The 22,130-nt window shown below is 60.1% G+C and carries 20 protein-coding genes and 2 tRNA genes; 21 read left to right on the top strand and 1 reads right to left on the bottom strand.

Annotation, left to right across the window (positions count from 1 at the left end):
* Window positions 1-227: 227 nt before the first annotated feature.
* The 15 genes from rpmE to DWX39_RS08885 all read left to right on the top strand — a co-directional run bounded on the left by rpmE (window position 228) and on the right by DWX39_RS08885 (window position 18,693).
* A complete protein-coding gene (rpmE, locus tag DWX39_RS08815; RefSeq protein ID WP_006235303.1) occupies window positions 228-653 on the top strand; it encodes a 50S ribosomal protein L31 in 426 nt (141 codons plus the stop codon).
* Window positions 654-960: 307 nt separating this feature from the next.
* Window positions 961-3,768 carry a preprotein translocase subunit SecA gene (secA, locus tag DWX39_RS08820; RefSeq protein WP_117759462.1) on the top strand — a complete coding sequence of 936 codons (2,808 nt, stop codon included), beginning with the start codon at window positions 961-963 and terminating at the stop codon, window positions 3,766-3,768.
* The gene (gene prfB, locus DWX39_RS08825) at window positions 3,768-4,916 is read left to right on the top strand and encodes a peptide chain release factor 2 (RefSeq protein ID WP_117759464.1); all 1,149 of its coding nucleotides are present in this window, start codon (window positions 3,768-3,770) and stop codon (window positions 4,914-4,916) included. The genes secA and prfB overlap by 1 nt, the downstream gene beginning before the upstream one ends.
* 131 nt (window positions 4,917-5,047) lie before the next feature.
* A complete protein-coding gene (locus DWX39_RS08830; protein WP_117759466.1) occupies window positions 5,048-5,938 on the top strand; it encodes a YitT family protein in 891 nt (296 codons plus the stop codon).
* A gap of 207 nt (window positions 5,939-6,145) precedes the next feature.
* Window positions 6,146-6,976, top strand: a complete 831-nt coding sequence (locus DWX39_RS08835) for a transketolase (protein ID WP_117759468.1) — start codon at window positions 6,146-6,148, stop codon at window positions 6,974-6,976.
* Window position 6,977: 1 nt separating this feature from the next.
* Window positions 6,978-7,919 carry a transketolase family protein gene (locus DWX39_RS08840; RefSeq protein WP_006235309.1) on the top strand — a complete coding sequence of 314 codons (942 nt, stop codon included), beginning with the start codon at window positions 6,978-6,980 and terminating at the stop codon, window positions 7,917-7,919.
* A gap of 450 nt (window positions 7,920-8,369) precedes the next feature.
* Window positions 8,370-9,590 (top strand): cell division ATP-binding protein FtsE, encoded by a 1,221-nt coding sequence (gene ftsE / locus DWX39_RS08845; protein WP_117759469.1) that lies wholly within the window; start codon window positions 8,370-8,372, stop codon window positions 9,588-9,590.
* Window positions 9,577-10,497: a permease-like cell division protein FtsX gene (gene ftsX, locus DWX39_RS08850; protein WP_035137414.1), complete on the top strand. Its 921-nt coding sequence runs from the start codon at window positions 9,577-9,579 to the stop codon at window positions 10,495-10,497. Before ftsE ends, ftsX begins: the two co-directional genes overlap by 14 nt.
* A gap of 135 nt (window positions 10,498-10,632) precedes the next feature.
* Entirely contained in the window at window positions 10,633-12,768 is a 2,136-nt protein-coding gene (locus tag DWX39_RS08855) for a ribonuclease R family protein (protein ID WP_117759471.1), read from the top strand.
* A 177-nt stretch (window positions 12,769-12,945) separates the two neighbouring features.
* On the top strand, window positions 12,946-13,551 hold the full coding sequence (locus DWX39_RS08860; protein WP_089572227.1) for a recombinase family protein: 606 nt from the start codon (window positions 12,946-12,948) through the stop codon (window positions 13,549-13,551).
* 246 nt (window positions 13,552-13,797) lie between these two features.
* Window positions 13,798-14,649, top strand: a complete 852-nt coding sequence (locus DWX39_RS08865; RefSeq protein WP_117655743.1) for a MurR/RpiR family transcriptional regulator — start codon at window positions 13,798-13,800, stop codon at window positions 14,647-14,649.
* Window positions 14,650-14,659: 10 nt separating this feature from the next.
* Window positions 14,660-15,583: an N-acetylmuramic acid 6-phosphate etherase gene (gene murQ / locus DWX39_RS08870; RefSeq protein ID WP_117655744.1), complete on the top strand. Its 924-nt coding sequence runs from the start codon at window positions 14,660-14,662 to the stop codon at window positions 15,581-15,583.
* A 57-nt stretch (window positions 15,584-15,640) separates the two neighbouring features.
* Window positions 15,641-17,071, top strand: coding sequence for a PTS transporter subunit EIIC (locus DWX39_RS08875; RefSeq protein ID WP_035137407.1), 1,431 nt, complete (start codon window positions 15,641-15,643; stop codon window positions 17,069-17,071).
* Window positions 17,072-17,188: 117 nt separating this feature from the next.
* Window positions 17,189-18,241, top strand: coding sequence for a MupG family TIM beta-alpha barrel fold protein (locus tag DWX39_RS08880; RefSeq protein WP_117759473.1), 1,053 nt, complete (start codon window positions 17,189-17,191; stop codon window positions 18,239-18,241).
* Window positions 18,242-18,333: 92 nt separating this feature from the next.
* Entirely contained in the window at window positions 18,334-18,693 is a 360-nt protein-coding gene (locus DWX39_RS08885) for an arsenate reductase family protein (protein ID WP_117583016.1), read from the top strand.
* A 72-nt stretch (window positions 18,694-18,765) separates the two neighbouring features.
* Here the strand turns inward: DWX39_RS08885 and DWX39_RS08890 are convergent, their stop codons facing one another.
* Window positions 18,766-19,176 (bottom strand): hypothetical protein, encoded by a 411-nt coding sequence (locus DWX39_RS08890; protein ID WP_117759475.1) that lies wholly within the window; start codon window positions 19,174-19,176, stop codon window positions 18,766-18,768.
* 265 nt (window positions 19,177-19,441) lie between these two features.
* Between DWX39_RS08890 and DWX39_RS08895 the strand changes: the two genes are divergently transcribed.
* From DWX39_RS08895 to DWX39_RS08920, 6 genes are all read left to right on the top strand, one after another.
* A tRNA-Gln gene (locus DWX39_RS08895) sits at window positions 19,442-19,515 on the top strand.
* A gap of 17 nt (window positions 19,516-19,532) precedes the next feature.
* Window positions 19,533-19,609 (top strand) — tRNA-Glu (locus DWX39_RS08900).
* 97 nt (window positions 19,610-19,706) lie between these two features.
* Complete coding sequence (locus DWX39_RS08905) at window positions 19,707-20,624, top strand: hypothetical protein (RefSeq protein WP_117759477.1); 918 nt, start codon at window positions 19,707-19,709, stop codon at window positions 20,622-20,624.
* On the top strand, window positions 20,614-21,084 hold the full coding sequence (gene smpB / locus DWX39_RS08910) for an SsrA-binding protein SmpB (protein ID WP_006235325.1): 471 nt from the start codon (window positions 20,614-20,616) through the stop codon (window positions 21,082-21,084). The genes DWX39_RS08905 and smpB overlap by 11 nt, the downstream gene beginning before the upstream one ends.
* Before the next feature lie 208 nt (window positions 21,085-21,292).
* A complete protein-coding gene (locus tag DWX39_RS08915; protein WP_117759479.1) occupies window positions 21,293-21,796 on the top strand; it encodes a flavin reductase family protein in 504 nt (167 codons plus the stop codon).
* 89 nt (window positions 21,797-21,885) lie between these two features.
* Window positions 21,886-22,029, top strand: a complete 144-nt coding sequence (locus tag DWX39_RS08920; protein ID WP_055251878.1) for a rubredoxin-like domain-containing protein — start codon at window positions 21,886-21,888, stop codon at window positions 22,027-22,029.
* Window positions 22,030-22,130 lie beyond the last annotated feature (101 nt).

A 22,130-nucleotide genomic window follows, 5' to 3' on the forward strand; every position in this document is an offset into this window, starting at 1 on the left:
AGACGCTCAAGCAGGAATACCTCGATACATACGAGAGATGAATGTGGGGGAGTGTTCGGATGAAGTTGATATTTAAGGTCCAGCTCGTGTTGTGCCGAAAAGACCGTGAACCTTTTGTGGGACACGCGGCGCCGTGGTACCATAGCCGAGTTTGTTGTCTTGGTCGGAAACCAAGACGCCTTATGCGCTGATCGGTAACCAGCGCCTGACCAATAAGGAGTCCTACCATGAAGCAGGGTATCCATCCCCAGTATGTCGAGTGCACGGTGACGTGCTCCTGCGGCAACACCTTCAAGACGCACGCAACCGTGTCCGAGATGAAGGTCGAGCTTTGCAACGAGTGCCACCCGTTCTACACCGGCCAGCAGAAGTTCGTCGACACCGGTGGACGCGTCCAGCGCTTCGCCGACAAGTTCGGTGGCGCCGCTGCCGCCCAGCTCAAGAAGGCTGAGGAGGCCAAGGCTGCCAAGGCCGCCAAGGCTGCTGAGGCCGAGGCCGCTCGCAAGGCCGCCGCTGAGGCTAAGGCTGCCGAGAAGGCTAAGCGTGCCGCTAAGTTCGCCGAGGAGGCTGCCAAGCAGGCCGCCGAGGCTCCCGCAGAGGCTCCCGTCGAGGAGGCCGCTGCCGAGGCCGAGACCACCGAGGCTGCTGAGTAAATAGCTCGCCGCGGAATCGCTCGCATTCATGGCATAAGGGTCGTGCATCCATTTGGGTGCGCGGCCCTTTTCTTTTTATTGGTGCAAGCTAACCTGTTCCCGTGGCACCAAATGGCAGAGAGACGGCGTTTGCTCAGATAAAACTTGCCAAAATAAACCTGTCCCATTGTGGCAGGTTGGTCATAGTTATTACGTGGCGGTCGAGGTCGACCGTATAGGCCGCGCCTTGTTTGGCTAAAGTACAATCATCTGTGTTTAACTCGCCCGCAGCTGCACGGCGTGGGCGATGGCCAAAAAGGAAAACCACATGGGATTCATGTCAAAGCTGCTGTCCTTTGGATCCGATAAGGACCTTAAGCGCTACTACAAGATCGTCGATCAGATCAACGGTCTTGAGCCCCAGTTTGAGAAGATGACCGAGGAAGAGCTCCGCGCCCAGACCGATAAGTTCCGTGAGCGTTACGCCAACGGCGAGTCGCTCGACGACATGCTCCCCGAGGCTTTTGCCACCGTGCGTGAGGCTTCCAAGCGCATCACGGGCATGCGTCACTTTGACGTGCAGCTCATTGGCGCCATGGCACTGCACGAGGGGCATATCGCCGAGATGAAGACCGGCGAAGGCAAGACCCTGGTCTCCACGCTGGCCGGCTACCTCAACGCTATTGCCGGCAAGGGTGTACACGTCGTTACCGTCAACGATTACCTGGCCAAGCGCGACTCCGAGTGGATGGGCCGCATCTACAAGTACCTGGGAATGACCGTCGGTCTGCTCCAGAACAACATGCCGCTCGAGCTCAAGCGTCCGGCCTACCAGGCAGACGTCACCTACGGCACCAACTCCGAGTTCGGCTTTGATTACCTGCGCGACAACATGGTTACCCGTCCCGAGCAGCGCGTGCAGCGCGGCCACAACTACGCCATCGTCGACGAGGTTGACTCCATCCTGATCGATGAGGCTCGCACCCCGCTGATCATCTCGGGCGCTGGCACCAAGTCCGCCAGTACCTACAAGGACTTCGCGCGTGCCGTGCGTGGCCTTGAGCGCGGCGAGGACGTGTCGCACGACATGCTTACCGCCACCGAGGACGTTGAACCCACGGGCGACTACGTCATGGACGAGGCTAAGCACACCATCGCTGCCACCGAGCGCGGTCTTAAGAAGATCGAGCGCCGCCTGGGTATCGATGACATCTATGCCGATCTCTCTGGCCAGCTGGTCAACCACCTGCAGCAGGCGCTGAAGGCCCAGTACATGTTCCACCGCGACAAGCAGTATGTGGTCACCAACGGCGAGGTCAAGATCGTCGACGAGTTCACCGGCCGCATTATGGAAGGCCGCCGTTACTCCGAGGGCCTGCACCAGGCCATCGAGGCCAAAGAGGGCGTGCTTGTACGCGAGGAGAACCAGACGCTGGCCACTATCACCTTGCAGAACTACTTCCGTCTGTATGACAAGCTCTCCGGCATGACCGGTACGGCACTCACCGAGGATGCCGAGTTCCGCGAGATCTACAAGCTGCCCGTCGAGGTCATCCCCTCCAACAAACCCGTTCAGCGTGTTGACCACGAGGACCTGGTGTACCGTACCATTCAGGCCAAGTACAACGCCGTCGCCGACGATGTCGAGCAGCGTCACGCCAAGGGCCAGCCGGTCCTGGTGGGCACCGTCTCCATCGAGAGCTCCGAGAAGCTGTCGGCCGCCCTTACCAAGCGCGGCATCGCGCACGAGGTCCTCAACGCCAAGCACCACGAGCGCGAGGCTCATATCGTTGCCCAGGCCGGACGCTACGGCGCCGTGACCATCGCTACCAACATGGCCGGTCGTGGTACCGACATCCTGCTGGGCGGCAACCCCGACGAGCTGGTGCGCGAGCGCCTTGAGTACGAGGGCCTGACCATGGAGGACGTGACGCCCGAGCAGCTTGAGCAGTTTAACGCCGAGGCCAAGGAGACCTGCAAGGCCGAGCGCGAGCGCGTGCTTGCCGCCGGCGGCCTGACCGTTATCGGCACCGAGCGCCATGAGTCCCGTCGTATCGACAACCAGCTGCGCGGCCGCTCCGGCCGTCAGGGCGATCCGGGCGAGACCCAGTTCTACCTGTCGCTCGAGGACGACCTCATGCGCCTGTTCGGTGGCGACAAGATGGACCGCGTCTCCAAGATGATGGTCACGGCCGACATGGGCGACGATATGCCCATCCAGCACAAGATCATCTCCAAGGCCGTCGAGAGCGCCCAGCACAAGGTCGAGAGCATCAACTTCTCCATGCGCAAGAGCGTCCTTGAGTACGACGACGTCATGAACAAGCAGCGCCAGGTCATCTACGCTGAGCGCAATAAGATTCTGGACGGCAAGGACCTGACCGACCACATCACCGAGGTCATGCACGACACCGTGTACCGCTGCGTTCAGGAGTTCTGCGCCAAGGACAGTCACGATGGCGAGCGCGACCTGGAGGGCCTGCGCAAGTGGGTTGTGGAGCTCACCGGCCACATCGATACGCCGAAGTTCCCCGACGAGGATTATGAGGCTCTGGCTGCCGATGTCCTGGCTTACGTAGAGAAGTGCTACAACATGAAGGCCGAGCGCTTGGGCGAGGACCTGATGCGCGAGCTCAACACCCAGGTCATGCTGCGCGTCATCGATACCCGCTGGATGAACTACCTGCAGGAGATGGACTATCTCAAGACCGGCATCGGCCTGCGCGGCTTTGGCCAGCGCGACCCGCTGGTCGAGTACAAGACCGAGGCCTACGGCGCGTTCCAGATCCTCGTCGACACCATGTACGAGGATTACCTGCGCACGGTTCTGCGCATCGAGATCAAGGCTGCCCCGCGTGCCGTGGAGCACAAGGAGGAGCCCGCGCTCGAGGGTGCGCACTTCTCCGGTCCTGCCGAGGTCGATGGTGACAACGGCGACTCGGTGCTGCGCAAGCAGGCGCAGGTGCAGGCCCGCACGGCTGTCCAGGGTGGTCCGGCTGCCGTCAACAACGGTGGCAAGGTGACCACCTATCGCAAGTCCGAGAGCGACGATCCGTACGTCAACGTGGGCCGCAACGACCCGTGCCCCTGCGGTAGCGGCAAGAAGTTTAAGTACTGCCACGGCAGGAATCGTTAATGGCTGAGGCTTTAGAGGTAACGCCCGCCGAGCTGGACGCGTTTGCGGACCGGCTCGGCGAGGTCGAGTCGTATCTCCACTTGGACGAAAAGCGCACGCGCGTGACCGAGCTCGAGGCCAAAAGCGTGGCCCCCGGCTTTTGGGATGACGCCGACGCCGCCCGTGCCACCATGGAGGAAATCGCGCGCACCAAGGAAGATATCGCTGCCGTGGACAACGCGCGCGGCGAGCTTTCCGATGCCCGCGCCGCGCTGGAGCTTGCCGAGGAGATGGGGGATGACCCCGATGCCGCCGCCCTTCGCGAGGAGGCTACAGCCACGGCTGAGCGCCTGGCCCGTGCCATCGATGAGCTTGAGCTTTCGAGCTGGTTTACCGGTGAGTTCGATCACGGCGACGCGATTGTGACCATCAAGCCCGGACAGGGTGGTCTGGAGGCCCAGGACTGGACCTTCATGCTATTTAAGATGTACATGAAGTACTGCCAGCGTCGCGGCTGGAAGGTCACGATTAACGACTGCCCCGCCGCTGAGGTCATCGGCATCGACCGCGCGACCTTTACCGTCGAGGGCAAGGACGCATTTGGCATGCTGCGCGCCGAGGCCGGCGTCCACCGCTTGGTTCGCATTAGCCCCACCGACGACAAGAAGCGCCGCCAGACCACGTTTGCCGGCGTCGAGGTCATCCCCGTGCTACCCGATGATATCGATATCGAGATCAGCCCCGATGACATCCGCGTGGACGTGTACCACGCGAGCGGCCCGGGCGGTCAGGGCGTTAACACCACCGACTCCGCCGTGCGCGTGACGCATTTCCCCAGCGGCATTGTGGTCACCTGCCAAAACGAGCGCAGCCAGATCCAGAACAAGGCCGCGTGCATGCAGATCCTCAAGGCTCGCCTGTACGAGATTGAGCTCGAGAAGCGCGCCGAGGCCCTGGATGAGATTCGCGGACCCAAAACCACGATTGGTTTTGGCAACCAGATCCGCAGCTACGTGCTCTACCCGTATCAGATGGTTAAGGACCTACGCACGGGCGTTGAGACCAGCAATGTCGAGGCCGTTCTTGACGATGGCGATCTGGATCCGTTTGTAATTGGCTATCACCGTTGGGCTACCGGCAACGCCGGTGCGGAAGGCTCGGACGCCTAGGCACATGGTTGGCTCCGGGTCGATGCAAACACTTCGCAGGGGGTGGTATTTGCTCGGTGAATCGGTAGAATCGAATACAGTAAGAAGTTCAAAGCGCACTCGTTTGGGTGCGCTTTTTTGAGGGAGGCAGCATGGCATATCGTCTGGACATCAAGCGCATTCTTTCGCTGAACTTCTTTCATGACTTGCCCAAGATCATGTTTGGCTGCGCCCTGGCAGCTATCGCGACGGATCTGTTTTTGATTCCCAACGGTCTTGCTGCCGGCGGCGTTACGGGTCTTGCCACGATTATCCAGGCGGTCGGCGCCTCGCATGGCATCTCGCTGCCTGTCGGTATTCAAACCATCGTGATGAATGCCTTGCTGCTGCTGGTCGTTATGCGCGAGGGGGGCATGTTCTACGTGGTCCAGACGGCGACGGGCTTTGTGCTGCTGGGCTTCTTCACCGACCTGTTCGCTCCGTTTGTGGCGCCGCTGGCACATGCCGACCTGATGCTGCCCGCTATGTGGGGCGGCATTATCACGGGCATTGGCTACGGCATGGTGCTACGCGCCGGTGCCAACACTGGCGGCTCTGACACCATCGGTCAGATTATCTCGCGCAATACGTCACTACCGGTGGGCTCCACCGTCATGGCGATCGACGTTGCCGTGTGCGCGCTGTCGGCCCCGGTCTTCTCGGTCGAAAACGCGCTGTATGCGGGCCTTTCGATGGTCATTAGCGGCTACGTGATCGATGCCGTGGTCGACGGCGGCAACAGGCGCCGTATGGTACTCATCATCTCGGACAAGTTTCCCGATATTGCGGCCGACATCATGTATGGCCTGGGTCGTGGTTGTACCAAGTTTAAGGCGACTGGCATGTATTCGGGTGCCGAGAAGCCGGTGATCATGGTCATCGTGAACCGTCGAGAGCTCAATACCCTCAAGACGATCGTGCGCGAGCGCGATCCTCACGCCATTGTGACGGTCGCCGACGTTACGGAAGCTTTCGGCGAGGGATTCAAGGACATTAGCGCGTAGGGCCGACCGCGTCCCATCCAAAAGACGTTCACATTGATAAACCGTTTCATCAGCGGTTCTGCCTGCTAAATTGTTCAAATAATGATAAAAACTCTGGTAAAGCCATCAGTTTCCAGCATAATGAATGACGTACGTGCATTGCGGCTGTGTTGGGATTACCTTCGGTGCCGTGCGCATTTTGTCTAAAGAGGATGAAAGGAAGGCACAATGAGCGACGAAGAGCTCAAAAAGGTTGCCAACGAGGTAAGGAAGGGCATCGTCACCGGCGTGCACGCTGCCAAGTCCGGCCATCCGGGCGGTTCGCTCGGCGCTGCCGACATCATGACCTATCTGTACTTTGAGGAAATGAACGTCGACCCGGCCGATCCCCGCAAGGCCGACCGCGATCGCTTCGTGCTTTCCAAGGGTCACTGCGCGCCTGGTCTGTACGCCGTGCTCGCCGAGCGTGGGTTCTTCCCCAAGGAGGATCTTGAGACGCTGCGCCACATCGGCAGCCACCTGCAGGGCCATCCCAACATGAACGACACTCCGGGCGTTGACATGTCCACCGGTTCGCTCGGCCAGGGCATCTCCGCCGCCGTGGGTATGGCCGTTGCCGCCAAGCACTGGGGCGATACTTATCGCACGTACGCCCTGCTGGGCGATGGCGAGAGCGAGGAGGGCCAGGTCTGGGAGGCCGCCATGTTTGCCGGCAACCAGCAGCTCGACAACCTCTGTGTGATCGTCGACCACAACGGCCTGCAGATCGACGGTCCCGTCGAGGAGGTCAACGACCCCATGCCGCTCGCCGACAAGTTCCGCGCCTTTAAGTTCCACGTGGTGGAGCTTGCCGACGGCAACGATTTCGATCAGATTCGCGCCGCCTTTGCCGAGGCTCGCGCTACCAAGGGCCAGCCGACCGTCATTATCGCCGAGACCACAAAGGGCAAGGGCGTGTCCTTTATGGAGAACCAGGTTGGTTGGCACGGCAAGGCCCCCAATGATGAACAGTTTGAGCAGGCCATGGCAGAGCTCACGGCCGCCGGAGAGGAGCTCTAGGATGGCAGACGTCAAGAAAATCGCCACGCGCGTAAGCTACGGCGAGGCCCTCGTCGAGCTCGCCAACGAGCACGATGACTTTGTGGTCCTCGACGCCGATCTGGCCGCCGCCACGCAGACCGGTAAGTTTAAGGCCGCCTGCCCCGACCGTTTCTTCGATGTGGGTATCGCCGAGAGCAACCTGATGGGTGTTGCCGCCGGTATCGCAACCACCGGTCGCGTTGCCTTCGCGAGCACCTTTGCCATGTTCGCCGCCGGCCGCGCCTTTGAGCAGGTCCGTAACTCCATCGGCTACCCGCACCTCAACGTTAAGATCGGTGCCACGCACGCCGGTATCTCGGTGGGCGAGGACGGTGCCACACACCAGTGCTGCGAGGATATCGCCCTGATGCGCGTCATCCCCGGCATGACCGTTATCGTTCCTGCCGACGACGTCGAGGCCCGCGCCGTGACGCGCGCCGCCTACGAGTGCGACGGTCCGGTGTACATGCGCTTCGCCCGTCTGGCCTCGCCGGTTATTAACGACCCCGAGACCTACAAGTTCGAGTTGGGTAAGGGCATTGTCATGCGCGAGGGCGCCGATGTGACCATCATCGCCTGCGGCCTGATGGTCGGCGAGGCTCTCGAGGCCGCCGAGCAGCTCGCTGCCGAGGGCATCGACGCCGAGGTCATCAACATGCACACCATCAAGCCCATCGATGCCGACCTGATCGTCAAGAGCGCCACCAAGACCGGCCACGTCGTGACCGTCGAGGAGCACTCTGTGATCGGTGGCCTGGGCAGCGCCGTTGCCGACGTCCTGTGTGAGCAGTGCCCGACGCCGCTCAAGAAGATCGGTGTCAACGACACCTTCGGCGAGTCCGGCCCGGGTGCCGAGCTCCTGCACAAGTACGGCCTGGACGCCGCCAACATCGTGGCGACCACCAAGGAGTTCTTGGCATAAGGCAAGACGAGGCAAAGTATCGCGTCGACAACCGCAAACAAGCCAGAACAGGGGCGTCCTCAAAGAGGGCGCCCCTGTTTATGCTGAATTTAAATTAGAGTCCTGCCAAGCGAAGTTCCCATGGGGAAACGGGCCCATCCCAACAAAGTGCAATTCAGACCCTTCCAACTTTGTATGCGCAGCATCTCAAGTTGGTGCGTCGGCCCCATAGTAGCCGCAGGCCGGGCGCAGGGTTACCTCCCAAATCTTTCCGCAGCGCAGGCCGGCGTTTGTCCGCAGCTCCGCAGGAGCAGGACAAATGCCGGCCATGCGCGAGGACGATTTGGGAGGTAACCCTGCGCCCGGCCGGTGAGACCCAAACCCCGCCATGCTTCTTATGTGCAGTAAAGCTAATGCTGCTAAAATACAAAGCGCTCATGTAGTTTAAACGCACGACGATAAGGAGCACCAGTGGGTAACCACTTCCGTACCTCCGGTGCGGGCGATGATGCCCCCAAGACGCAGACAGGCGTCCAGGGCAGTCGTTTCGCCACTCCGGATTCAGAGGGCCAGCCTGTTGCTCAGGCCCCCACTCAGCCGGCAGATCAGGCACAGCCGGCATCCGATCCCTTTGCCTACAATCCCACCAGCGATGTCGCGCTTTCCGGCACGGCGGGTTTTGAGCCCGTTCAGGCCGTGACCGCTCGCGTGGAGCAGCCTCAGGCTGGCGCCGCCACGCCGCAGCCTACCATGGCCGGCATTCCCGACCCCATGGCCCCCGCGACGCCGGTTCCTCAGCCTGCGCAGTCCGGTCTCTTTGCCGCTATTCCCGATCCCACGCAGCCTGCTGCCCCGGTGGTCGAGAGCGATCAGGCAGCCGAGGTCGCAAGCCTCGATAACGCGCTCAACAACCCCGATTTTACGTCGGTGTTTGCGCCCATCGATCCGCAGGCCAGCCGCAAGAAGATGGCCAAGCAGGCCGGTGTCGAGCCCGTCATCCTTATGGAGCATGTCACCAAGATCTATCCGGCACAGCCCAACAAGCCTGCACTCGACGACATCAACATCGAGATCTATCCGGGCGAGTTCGTCTTCCTGGTCGGTCACTCCGGCTCGGGTAAGACCACGCTGCTGTCGACGCTCAACCGCGACGTCAAGCCGACGAGCGGTCGCATCCTGGTTGCCGGTCAGGACCTCATGAAGATCAAGAACCGCAAGGTTCCGTTCCTGCGCCGCCAGATTGGCGCTGTGTTCCAGGACTTTAAGCTTCTGCCGCAAAAGACCGCCTACGAAAACGTGGCGTTTGCCCTGCAGTGCATCGGCAAGCCCAAGGGCGTCATTCGCAGCCAGGTGCCCGAGGTGCTGCGTCTGGTCGGTCTGGCCGATCAGATGGACTCGCTGCCCGACCAGCTTTCCGGTGGCGAGCAGCAGCGCGTTGCCGTCGCCCGCGCTATGGTCAACCGTCCGCCGCTGCTGATCTGCGACGAGCCCACGGGTAACCTCGACCCGGCGATCTCGCTGGGCATCATGAAGCTGCTCGAGCGTATTAACCGCACCGGCACCACCGTGATCGTCGCCACGCACGACCGCGAGATGGTCGATAGCATGCACCGTCGCGTGATCGCCCTCGAGGGCGGCCACGTTATCCGCGACCAGGAGAGGGGAGGTTACGGCAACTATGGCACCAACTAACGTGGGCTACTCCTTCAAAGAGGCAATCAGCCACTTCTTCCGTAACTGGACTACCTCGCTCGGCGCCGTCATCACGATCTTCCTTTCGCTGTTTATCATCGGCCTGTTCATCATGGGCTCCGCGATGCTGAACTCCGTGATCGGCACCGTCGAGGATCAGGTTGTCATCAACGCGTTCATTAGCGATGACGCCGATCAGGCTGATGTTCAGGCTTTTGAGGCCGAGCTTAAGACATGGAATAACGTCAAGTCCGTGACCTATAAGGACAAGGACGACGCGCTGGCCGAGTATACGAGCAAGATGTCGGGCAACGCCGACGCCACCATGAGCGCGCTCGATGGCCAGAACCCGCTGCCGGCTTCGTTTGCGATTGAGATGGACGATCCGTCTCAGGTCGAGAGCACGGCCAAGAAGCTCAAGAAGAATGCCGACTTCCAAAAGATCGCGGACGACGGCGACGTCAACGCGAGCGTACTGTATGGCCAGGAGGAAGTGAGCCGCCTGTTCCAGGTGACCAACTACATTCGCATCGCCGCCGTGGTGCTCGTTGGCCTTCTGACCTTTATCGCATTCATCTTCATCAACAACACGATTCGCCTGTCCATCACGGCGCGTCGTCGTGAGATTGCGATTATGCGTCTGGTCGGCGCCAGCAACGGCTTCATTCGTGGTCCGTTTATCACCGAGGGCGTACTGCAGGCCATTTTGGGCTCGCTGCTTTCCATCGGCGTTCTGGAGCTGCTGCGCAATCTGATGATTCCGCGTTTGCAGGAGAGCATCGGCTGGATGTCGTTTGCCCTGCCGATGCAGTACTACCTGGTGACCTATGCTGCGCTGATTCTGGTCGGCGTGATTATCGGTCTCTTTGGTTCTGCCATAGCCATGCGCCGCTACCTGCGCGTGTAGGCATGTCTGGAATTCATCCCTTCCAACGGGTCGTCTCTTATGGGGCGGCCCGTTTTTTGATCTCTAGGGGACGGCAGGAAAGCGAATCATTTGGGTAGACTCTTTGGAGTTCGTCATCGATAGCAAGGAGGCGCCATGGGGCGCAATAACAAGCATAAGCGCGGTGCTCGCAATAAGCGTGGGCCGGTGCGCAGCGAACGCCGTCCGAGCCTGACCGGGCGCGTGCAGCTCCATGAGCATGGCGCCTATGTCATAACCGAGAGCGGCGACTACAAGGTTATGGGCCGCGGTAAGCGCGAGATCATGGATGGCGATACCGTTGCCGTGAGCATTAAGAACAGCCCGCACGGTGAGCGGCGCGCCGTGATCGAAGGCGTGGTTGAGCGCGCAGCCATAAGCGTGGTGGGTACGTACCAGACCGCTGGTCCGCTCGGTGTGATCGAGCCGCTCGATTCGCGCCTGAAGGCCGACTTCTTCATTCTGCCCGAGGATACCTCGGCGGATCGTCTGGGCGTCCACCCGGGTGATGCCGTTGTCGCGCGCATTTTGACCTACCCGACGCGCCTGGAATCGGGCACCGTGACGATCGAACGCCGCATTGGCGGAGATGACGCGCCCGATTTGGGCGTTCAATACGTGATGGCGCGTTACGGCTATACCGATAGCTATCCCGAGGCCGCGCTGGACGAGGCCGAGGGGCTTTCGCTCGATGTGTCCGCGGCGCTTAAGGACCCGCTCCGCCGCGATCTGCGCGACCGCTTTGTCATCACGATCGACCCGGTCGACGCGCGCGACTTTGACGATGCCATTTCGCTGGAGCGTACGCCCGAGGGTGGCTACAAGCTGGGTGTGCATATCGCCGACGTTTCACACTATGTGGCTTGGGACGGGCATATCGATCTTGAGGCTCGCCATCGTACGACATCGGTGTATCTGGCCGATCGTGTGCTTCCCATGCTGCCCGAACGCCTGTCCAATGACCTGTGCTCGCTTCGCCCTGACGAGGACCGTCTTGCGTTTACCGTCGATATCGAGCTCGATGAGCAGGGTCGCGTGCGGCATTACGATCCGTACCCCAGCGTGATTCGCTCGCGCGTGCGTATGGACTATGACGGCGCCGAGGCGCTGCTGGTGCGTGCCGACGCGGTTGAGTATTCGGTGCTGGAAGGCGCCGCTGAGGATGTTGCGGCTGCTGAGGCCTCGCGCGAGGAGGCGCTTGAGCGCGGTCTTGCGTGCGAGGAAACTGCTCGCGGCTATAACGTCGACCTCGGCGATTTCCTTGTCGCCGCCAACGAACTCGCCGAACTTCGCCGTCGTATTCGTCGCGTCCGCGGCTCAGTCGATTTTGACACGGCCGAGATTCGCGCTCTATTGGACGAGGACGGAGTACCCGTGCAGATTGTGGCGCGTGAGCGTTCGTGTGCCACGTCGCTTATCGAGGAAGCCATGCTGCTCGCCAACGAGTGCGTTGCAGAGTGGCTGGCAGACCGTGATATCGAGGCCTGCTATCGCGTGCATGAGGATCCGAGCCCCGATAGCCTGCACGGTGCCGCCGTTGCGCTGGCGCAGCTGGGCATCATCGACGATCGCCGTGCTGCCGGTATTGCCCTGGGGAGTCCCGATGAGCTGCAGGCTGCAGTTGATGCTGCCGCCGGTACGGCAAGCGCACCGCTCGTCAACACGCTGCTTCTGCGCAGCATGCAGCGTGCGCTGTACAAGCCGCGCAACGAGGGCCACTTTGCGCTCGCCGCGTCGTGCTACTGTCACTTTACGAGTCCCATCCGTCGCTATCCCGATCTGGTGGTGCACCGCGTGCTCAAACTGCAGTTGGCCTATGAGCAGCTCGGCGGCAAGGACGCCTTGGTGCGCACGCCGCGGCTCATCGGCAAAGGTCGCGAGTCGCTGCCGCGCATTCTGCCGCAGATTTGCCGTGCGTGCAGCGATGCGGAGCGTGCGGCCGATGCCGCCAGCCATGCGACGCAAAAGATTAAGATTGCCCAGTACTATGAGGATCGCCTGGGCGAGCGCTATGCCGGAACGGTCTCATGGGTCAGCAGTATGGGCCTGTTCGTACGCTTGGACCTGACACAGGTCGAAGGCTTGGTTTCGATCAAGAGCCTGGGCAACGAGTGGTTCGAGTTTGACGAGGACGCGCTCACGCTCACAGGTGTCGACACGGGGACCCGCTATGAACTGGGGCAGCGTGTGATCATCGAGGTCTCACGCGTCAATACCACGCGCGGGCACTTGGACTTTAAGCTTATCCATTAGCCAAATTCCGACTCATGGTGTGGGGGCGGAGAGCGGCCTTTCGGGACCGCCCTTCGCATTTGAATCGTGGCTATCTTGCCGTCTGCTCGGCCGCCTGCTTGCCTGCTATTGGAGAGGTAAAACCTACCAAAATAAACCTGTCCCTTTTTGGCAGGTTTACAAGAAAGCGGGGATGAGATGGCGACGGTGTATGGTTATGCGCGGGTGAGTTCGCGCGATCAGAATCTTAATCGGCAGCTGGATGCGCTGGGCGCCTATGGCGTGGGCTCGGCGAATATTTATGCCGACCATGCGAGCGGCAAGGACTTCGATCGACCGCGTTATCGCGAGCTGCTGCACGTCCTGGGAGACGGGGACGTGCTAGTGGTGCTTTCTATCGACCGACTTGGTCGTAATTACTCCGAGATTCTTGAGGAATGGCGACGCATTACCAAGGAGCTCGGGGTTGCCATTGTGGTGTTGGACATGCCATTGCTTGACACGCGCGCCAGGGCCAGCGGCACGCCGGATGTGACCAACACCCTGATTGCCGATATTGTGCTGCAACTGCTGAGCTACGTGGCGCAGGTGGAGCGCGAGAATATCCATCGGCGCCAGGCGGAGGGAATTGCAGCGGCGCGGGCGCGAGGGGTCCGTTTCGGTCGACCTCGCAAGCCGTGCCCTCCTCAGTTTGAGCTGGTACGCGATAGCTATGAGGCAGGCGATATTACCCGCAGCCAGGCAGCAAAGTGCCTGGGCGTGTGCGTGGGGACGTTCGATCGCTGGATGCGCGAGGCGGGGTAGGGGTTTGCGGCACGTCCGATTGGCGCCCATGCGAGGCGCTAGCCGGTAACAAACCCGTTTCTGATAATGCGACCTTGTTGAATTATTTTGTGTCGCGCGTATTTCCGAGCGGTCGGATTTGAGGGGCGAGCGGTAGAACGCTCGCCCTTTGTGCGCCACGATGCGGCACAATGTACCGTAAAAGCTGTTTGTATCCGGTACGAATCGTTCGTTGGTCTTTAATTCTTCTCAACGGAGGTGTTTGAGATGGCAAACGGATTGCTTTTGCGGCTTCGCGAGCGTGAGCTCAGCGCGAGCCCGGCGGAACGCAATGTCATCGCATATGTAAGCGCTCATCCGCACGAGGTGGTCGGGCTGTCCGTCCGCGGTCTTGCCGATGCCACGTTCTCCTCGCCTTCGAGCATTTTGCGCTTTTGCAAGCGCTTGGGTTTTGCGGGCTACAAGGAGTTCCAGCGCGAACTGATTGCCGAGCTGGCGCTCTTGGGTGACAAGAAAGACGTTGCCCTCGAGGACATCTCCATGGATGACAGCGTCGAACGTATCGTGGGGAAGGTGATGAAAAGCAACGTGCGCACGATCGAAGCGACGGCGCGAACGCTCGATTACACCGTCTTGGAGCGATGTGCGGCCTATCTTAAGCGGGCACGCGCGGTCAATCTGTTCGGTATCGGTGCCTCTCGTTTGGTCGCGCACGATCTGGCGCAAAAGCTCATGCGTGTCGACAAGGAGTGCCATCTGTACGACGACTGGCATGATCAGCTCTTGTGTGCCAAGAACATGCATGAGGGCGATATGGCAATCGCCTTTAGCTACTCGGGCTTGACGCAAGAGGTGCTGGACTGCACCGCCGAGGCTCAACGTCACAACTGTCCCGTTGTGGCCGTTACCAAAGTAGATGGATCATCCAAGCTTGCCACCGTGGCCGATGCCGTGCTCGGCGTCGCTGCGAGTGAACCCTTGGTCCGCAGCGGTGCCATGGCTTCGCGTATGGCCCAGCTTATGGTTGTCGATGCCCTGTACGCTGCTTACGTTGCCAGCGACTACGAACGGGCGACGCATGTCATTAAGCAAAACTACATCGAGAAACAGGAAAGATGAGGTGAATGAAATGCTCGATTTAACAAAATTCACGACCGAACAGCGTAATCAAAGTTCAATGGACCTCGATACGATGACATCGCTGCAAATCGTCACGACGATGAACGATGAGGATCTTCGTGCCGTCCAGTCGGTCACGAAGGTGTTGCCCCAGGTTGCCACAGCAATCGACTGGGCTGCTGAGGCACTCGAGCGCGGCGGGCGCGTCTTTTACATGGGCGCAGGCACCAGCGGTCGTCTGGGTGTACTCGACGCTTCGGAGTGTCCGCCCACGTTTGGCGTGTCACCCGATCTGATTGTCGGGCTCATTGCCGGAGGCGAGACGGCGTTTATCAAGGCTGTCGAAGGTGCCGAAGACAGCGAGGAGCTTGGCGCGAGCGACCTGCGGGAGCGTGGACTCTCGGACAGGGATCTTGTCGTTGGCCTGGCGGCAAGCGGTCGTACTCCCTATGTGGTGGGCGGCCTTGTGTACGCCAAGGCAACTGGGTGCAAGACCATTGCAATTGCCTGCAACCAAGGGTCGAAGATCGGGGAGAGCGCAGATCTTGCCATTGAACCCGTGCCCGGTCCCGAGGTGCTGACCGGCTCAACGAGGCTCAAGGCGGGAACGGTTCAAAAGCTCATTCTCAACATGATTTCGACCGGTGCCATGGTCAAGATCGGCAAGGTATACCAAAACCTGATGGTCGATGTGCAGCAGACGAACGAGAAGTTGGTGGTGCGCGGCCAGAACATCGTGATGGAGGCGACCGGCTGCACGCGCGAGCGCGCTATTCAGGCGCTTGCAGATGCCGGCGGCCACGTAAAAACCGCTATTGTCTCGGTACTGCTGGGCTGCGATGCCGAGCAGGCTGCGGTAGCTCTTGAGCGAGCGAGAGGCCATGTCCGTGCTGCGGTGAGTGGCCATGAGAAGAGCAATGCCGATGCCCAATAGGTGCGCGGCGTGAGCTGATATGACATCCAGACGAGATACCCGATACAAGGAGGAGTTATGACGAACAAAGAGCTGGCTCAAAAGCTGCTGGACCTTTTGGGCGGTAAAGACAACGTGTTGGCAAACGCGGCGTGCATGACGCGCCTGCGCGTGACCGTCAAAGACACGGGCAACGTCGACACGGAGGGTATTAAGGCACTCGACGGCGTGATGGGCTTGGTCGAGGACGACACGATGCAGATCGTGCTGGGTCCGGGCAAGGTGAATAAGGTGCTCGAGGAGTTCTCCAAGCTCACCGGCCTTGCGAAAGGCGTTGCTGACGAGAGCGTGGTTGACGCTGCGGCCACAAACAAGGCCGCGCAGAAGGCAAAGTACGAGTCCAAGCCGGTTCAGGCCTTCCTCAAGAAGATTTCCAATGTCTTCGTCGCCCTGCTTCCCGGCATCATTGCGGCTGGCCTCATCAACGGTATCTGCAACGTCATTAACGTCTCGACGGCAGGCGCGCTTGCGGGCGAGTGGTGGTACCAGGGCATTCGTTCCATGGGCTGGGCCCTGTTTGCCTATCTGCCCATCTTGGTGGGCTATAACGCGGCACGTGAGTTTGGTGGATCCGCTGCGCTGGGCGGCATCGCCGGCATGATGTGTATCGCCAACAGTGCCATGCCCCTGCTTGCGCCTGGCGCGGCTGATCCTGCCACTGCCATTTTGCTGCCGCTCACCAATGCGCAGTACAACCCCGCAGCGGGCGGCATGATCGCGGCTCTTATCGCTGGTGCATTTTTTGCCTGGATGGAGCGTCAGATTCGCAAGGTTATGCCCAACGCACTCGACACGTTCCTGTCCCCGCTGCTGGTGCTCATCATCGGTGCCTTTGCTCTGATGCTCGTCATCCAGCCGGTTGGCGCATGGCTGACGACTGCCATCTTTAGCGTTTTGACCTTTATCTTCGAGAAGCTGGGCGTCCTGGGCGGCTATATCCTGTCGGCAGGCTTCTTGCCGCTGGTGTCCGTCGGCCTGCATCAGGCGCTCACGCCGATCCACGCTATGCTCAACGATCCCGACGGCGCTACCAAGGGTATCAATTACCTGCTTCCCATCCTTATGATGGCTGGCGGCGGCCAGGTCGGTGCCGGTTTGGCGCTGTACTTTAAGACCAAGAACGCCAAGCTCAAGAAGTACGTCGCAGAGTCCATTCCCGTTGGAATCCTGGGTGTGGGCGAGCCTCTGATGTATGCTGTTACGCTGCCGCTCGTTCGTCCGTTTGTGACGGCCTGCCTGGGTGCCGGATTTGGTGGCGCGCTCGCGGCGCTGCTTCACATCGGCACGGTTTCTCAGGGCGTTTCCGGTCTGTTTGGCCTGCTGATCGTCGTTCCTGGCCAGCAGCTCGGCTACGTTGCCGCTATGCTGCTTGCCTATGCCGCCGGCTTTGTCCTGACGTGGTTCTTTGGCGTCGACGAGCAGAAGATCAACGAGTTCTTTGGCGAGTAGTTTGATATCGCGAGCCGTGTTGCTCAGAGCTCGCGGCGCGCGGCAGATTTCTTGATGCTATGGTTGTGCCGGCGGGGCTAACTGCTCCGCCGGCCTTTTTTAAAGGAGCGTTGAAGCGTGAAAACGGGTATTTCGATTTATCTTTCCAACCCTCTGCAGGATATTGAGCGGACGATTGAACACGGTGCCGCGGCGGGTGCGCGCTATGCGTTCACCTCGCTGCATATTCCCGAGGATGGGGGAGCGGCGTATACCGATAAGGTCCGTCATGTGCTGTCGCTGCTTTCCGCCCGCGGCATTGCGCTCATTGCCGATGTGGGGCCGCGCACGTGCGATTTGCTCGGGCTTGAGCGCATCGAGGACCTGCGCGATCTGGGGTTGGAATACCTTCGTTTGGACTATGGCTTTAGCGCCCGGCGGGTCGCGGAGCTGTCCGGTGTATTTCGCATTGTGGTCAATGCATCGACGGTGAGTTCTGATGAAATCGCATCGTGGCGTGAGGCCGGTGCCGATGTGACTCGTTTTGCCGCCTGCCACAATTTTTACCCCAAGCCTTATACCGGTTTAGCTCTGGAGGACATTGCTCGGGTGAATCTTCGTCTTGCGGCGCTTGGATTCGAAATCATGGCTTTTGTGCCGGGCGATGCCAGCGTTCGCGGGCCGGTATTCGAGGGACTGCCGACGGTCGAGACGCAGCGCGGTCGCGCGTCAAAGGTTGCCCTCAATATGCTTGAGCTTGCACATGGCGCCGATTGCGACATTGTGTTGGTCGGCGACCCCGATCTTTCCGATGCGGGCTGGGCGCAGTTTGCTCAAGTTTCCGCCGGATACGTGGACCTGCAATGCGAGCTTGAGCCCGGTTATGCCTATGTGCGCGGGCAGATTCATCACGACCGGCCCGACTCGAGTGTCCTCATCTTTAGGTCTCAGGAGTCACGTACGACGCATAAGCCGGATTCCGTGCCGACGGATGCCGGAGCCGGCCTGCCGCGAAAGGCGGGGTCGATCGCTGTGAGCAATAGCGGATATGGGCGCTACGAAGGCGAGCTTGAGATTGCGCGGGTCGATCTTCCCGGTGACGAGCGCATGAACGTTGCGGGCCATATCACGCCCGAGGCAATGGAGCTGCTGCCGTTCATCAAACGCGGATTCGGGGTACGGTTCGTTTAGCGTGTGACCCGTGGGCTACAATTGGCCCATCATACGAAGGCGCCTCGTGTGGCGTGTGCCTGCGTTGGCCGATCTATATTCGGAGGATTCCCATGACCGTACTGTTTGTTGAATATCCCAAGTGCTCGACCTGTAAGAAGGCCAAGGCATGGCTGGACGAACACGGGGTAGAGTATATCGACCGCGATATCGTTTTGGACAATCCCACGGCTGATGAGCTTGCGACCTGGATTGCTCGTTCGGGACTGCCGGTGCGGCGCTTCTTTAATTCGTCGGGCATGAAATATCGAGAGCTGGGCCTGAAGGCGCGTCTAGATGCGGGCATGACGGATCGGGAGTGCTACGAGCTGCTGGCGACCGACGGCATGCTGGTCAAGCGTCCGCTGTTGGTGGGCGACGACTTTGCGATTCCCGGCTTTAGGGAAGCAGCTTGGACCGAGGCGCTGCTGTAGCGGCTGCGGAAAGTGCGACCCGTTTTGAGCGCTCGGGGTGGGACGTGTTTTCCATCGGAGGGCTCGCTCGGCTCAATCCTTGAGCTGCGCCCATTCGTGCGGATCGTAGACCTTTACGTGCTTGTTGGGCTTGCCGCTCCAGTACTCCTCGTCCATAAAGGGCAGATATGCCTGAACACCGGGGCAGATAAAGGGAATCCGCTGCTGTTGCAGTCGCTCGCGCTGTCGCTGCTCCAGGTGCGCCTCGGATATGACAGTCGGCATACCGGACAGCTCGACGAGGCTTGCCTGGATTCGCTTAAGGTCGGGGAGTCCCGCGTGCCATGACATCCGCATGATCAAAAAGGATGCACGGCGGTATTTTGCCTGCATCACCGTGATGGCGGGGCGCAGAGTGGGATGGATTTTGTCCCGTTCGGGCCAAAGGTCAGCAGTGATCTCGAGGCCCAGGGTCTCCCATAGGTAATCAAGCTCTTCGTCCATGGCGCCTCGATATCCGTGCAATGATGACGGTTCGATTGTGCCATCAGCCGTGAGTGCTGCATTGTTGTAATCTACCAGCGGTAGATGCGGGATGTTTTACGGGCTTTGGCGCCGTACGTGTCGCTGGCGCTTCACAGGTCCTTCACGTGTTGGCCGTATTTGACTGAATTTCAAAAAAGTCAAAATTGGGGCTTGCGTCACGGCCGGACTTCCCGTATATTTCTTTCTTGCGCAAAGGCACAGCCGAGCGCAGCGATGCAGTCATTGGGATGTCGTCTAATGGCAGGACAGCGGATTCTGGTTCCGTCAATGGGGGTTCGACTCCCTCCATCCCAGCCATTGCATTTGCTACATATGGCCCGTTCGTCTAGCGGTTTAGGACGCCGCCCTCTCAAGGCGGAGATCACCAGTTCGAATCTGGTACGGGCTACCAAAATTGAACGCCCGGGCCTCGTAAGAGACCCGGGTTTTGTGTATTGACCGATATTTAAGGCGCGCGTTGAGTCTGCCGCCCGGACCGAGGAGTTGTCATGGACCTGCCTATCAGCTTGGAAGACATCACGTATGCCGAGAACTATCTGGCGCAGGGCGACCTGGCCACGGCGACGCCGCTGTTGGAGCGTCTGGTTGAGCTCGCCGAGGAGTATATCGATGCCGAGTGCAAGACGGAGGAGAAGCGCCAGTACTTTAGCTTCGATAGCAAGTTTGAGCGTCTGGCCTACCGCCGCGTGGAAAAGGATCCGCGCGAGCTGGTGCAGGTCGAGGTGCCCTTTGATCGCCTGTATTCCGACATGGCGTATGCCTATATTCGCCAGCAGGATTATGTGAGCGCTCGTAATGCCCTGATGCAGGCCGTACGCTGGGACCCCATGAACTGCAACTATCGCCTGGATCTGGCCGAGCTGTTCCGTGCGCTCGAGGACAAGCAGGAATGGGCATCGCTCTCGTTCTCGGTACTGGAGCGTGCAAGCGATGGCAAGTGCGCCGCCCGCGCCTACGCCAATCTAGGTCAGTACTTCTTGGAGCCCGAGACCGAGAACGTCTCGGCGGCTGTGGGTTGCGCGCGTCTGGCGCTGCGCTTGGCCCCTGGCGATGCGCATACGACGCGCCTGCTCAACAAGATCCATACTGCCTATCCGGATGCCGCCGATGAGATCGACGACCACGTGATGGGTGAACTGGCCCTGCAAGGCGTGCCGACCTCGCCTTCGGCCGAGATTGCCATCTGCCTGATTATGTGCGCGACCGATGCTGCAAGCGACGGCGACAAGCAGGAGGCGACGCGCCTGACGGTGCGTGCTCGCGACTTGGTAGGCGAGGAGGCCTGCGCGGCGATTATCAAGCTGGTGCGCGAGAGCGATGCCGAGCTTAATGCCGAGCGCAGGGCAAAGCGCGAGGCTGCGGGCTCAAACGCCGATGGCGCCAAGGAGGCCGGCGATGCCCAGTAAGCGCGAGCGCAAGCTCATTTCCAAGAATCGCTCGGCACATCACGAGTACTTTATCGATGAGACGTTTGAGTGCGGTATTGAGCTGAGCGGTACCGAGGTCAAGTCGATTCGCGAGCGCGCGTGCCAGATTACCGATACCTTCGCACTGATTCGTGGTGGGGAGTGCTGGCTCGTCGGCCTGCATATCCACCCTTATAGCCATGGTGGCGTGTGGAATCGCGATCCCGACCGTCGGCGCCGTCTGCTGCTGCACCGCAAGGAGATCGACTTTCTTGACGGCAAACTTCGCAACCGCGGCTATGCGCTGGTGCCGCTGGAGCTCTACTTTAATACCGACGGCCGCGTAAAGCTGCTGCTGGGCCTAGGCCGCGGCAAGAAGCTTTACGACAAGCGCGAGGATATGGCCAAGCGCGATGTCCAGCGCGAGATCGACCGCGCCCTCAAGGAGCGCAATCGCTAGGCGTTCTGTATAAGTTGCGGTGGAATACGGACTGTTTTGCCTGTTTGAGGGGCTATTCAGTCCTTATTTCACCGCAACTGCGGGGGTCTCATCTTGCTTATACTGTTTTGACACATATGTCTCAAAGGTGGTGTCCGTTGTGGGCGCCGCCTTTTTTGTGGGTACATACATCCATGAGGTTCCAACCCGCGTTAGGGGAGTGATTGTTATGGACAAAACTGCGTTCTTTACCATGCCGAGCGGTCTGTACGTGGTGAGCGCCGCGGCAGACGGGCTGCGCGCCGGCTGCGTCATCAACACTGCGGTGCAGGTGACGTCCATGCCGCCGCGCATTTCGGTTGCCGTGAACAAGGACAACGTCACCTCGGGCGTCATCGCTTCGGCCAAAGCGTTCGCGCTGACCGTGATCGATCAGACCGCCGATATGCTCTACATCGGTAACTTTGGGTTCCGCGCCAGCAGCGATTATGACAAGTTTGCCAAATACGAGACCCGCGAGACGGCTCTGGGCATGCCCTATGTGCCCGAGCACGCGGCGGCCCTGTTTAGCTGCCATTTGATCGACACTGTGGATGTTGGCACGCATCTACTGTTTATCGGCGAGGTCGAGGATGCCGAGCGCTTGAGTGACGAGACGCCGCTCACCTACGATTACTACCATAAGGTCCTGAAGGGCAAGACGCCTCCGAAGGCGTCCTCGTATCAAGGCTAGAAATGTTTTAAAAATACTTGCATTATATTATTGAGAATCTATACTGATAAATGAAGTACATCACCAGTCGCGTTTGAGAGGAGAACATCATGGCTGAGGAGAAGAAGACGTATAAGTTCGTGTGCGTCGTTTGCGGTTACGAGGTTGAGGTCGATACGCCCGAGCTGCCCGAGGATTATGTGTGCCCGGTGTGTGGCGTCGGTCCCGATCAGTTTGAGCTCGTCGAGGAGTAGCTCGCAGACACACGGCGAAAGCCGAACATAGCTCTGTCCAAGGGCCTCGGTCGAATTCTCGGCCGGGGCCCTTTTCCTCCGCCCCCAAGGGATCACGGTTG

Source organism: Collinsella sp. AF19-1LB (assembly GCF_003459655.1).
Classification (GTDB): Bacteria; Actinomycetota; Coriobacteriia; order Coriobacteriales; family Coriobacteriaceae; genus Collinsella.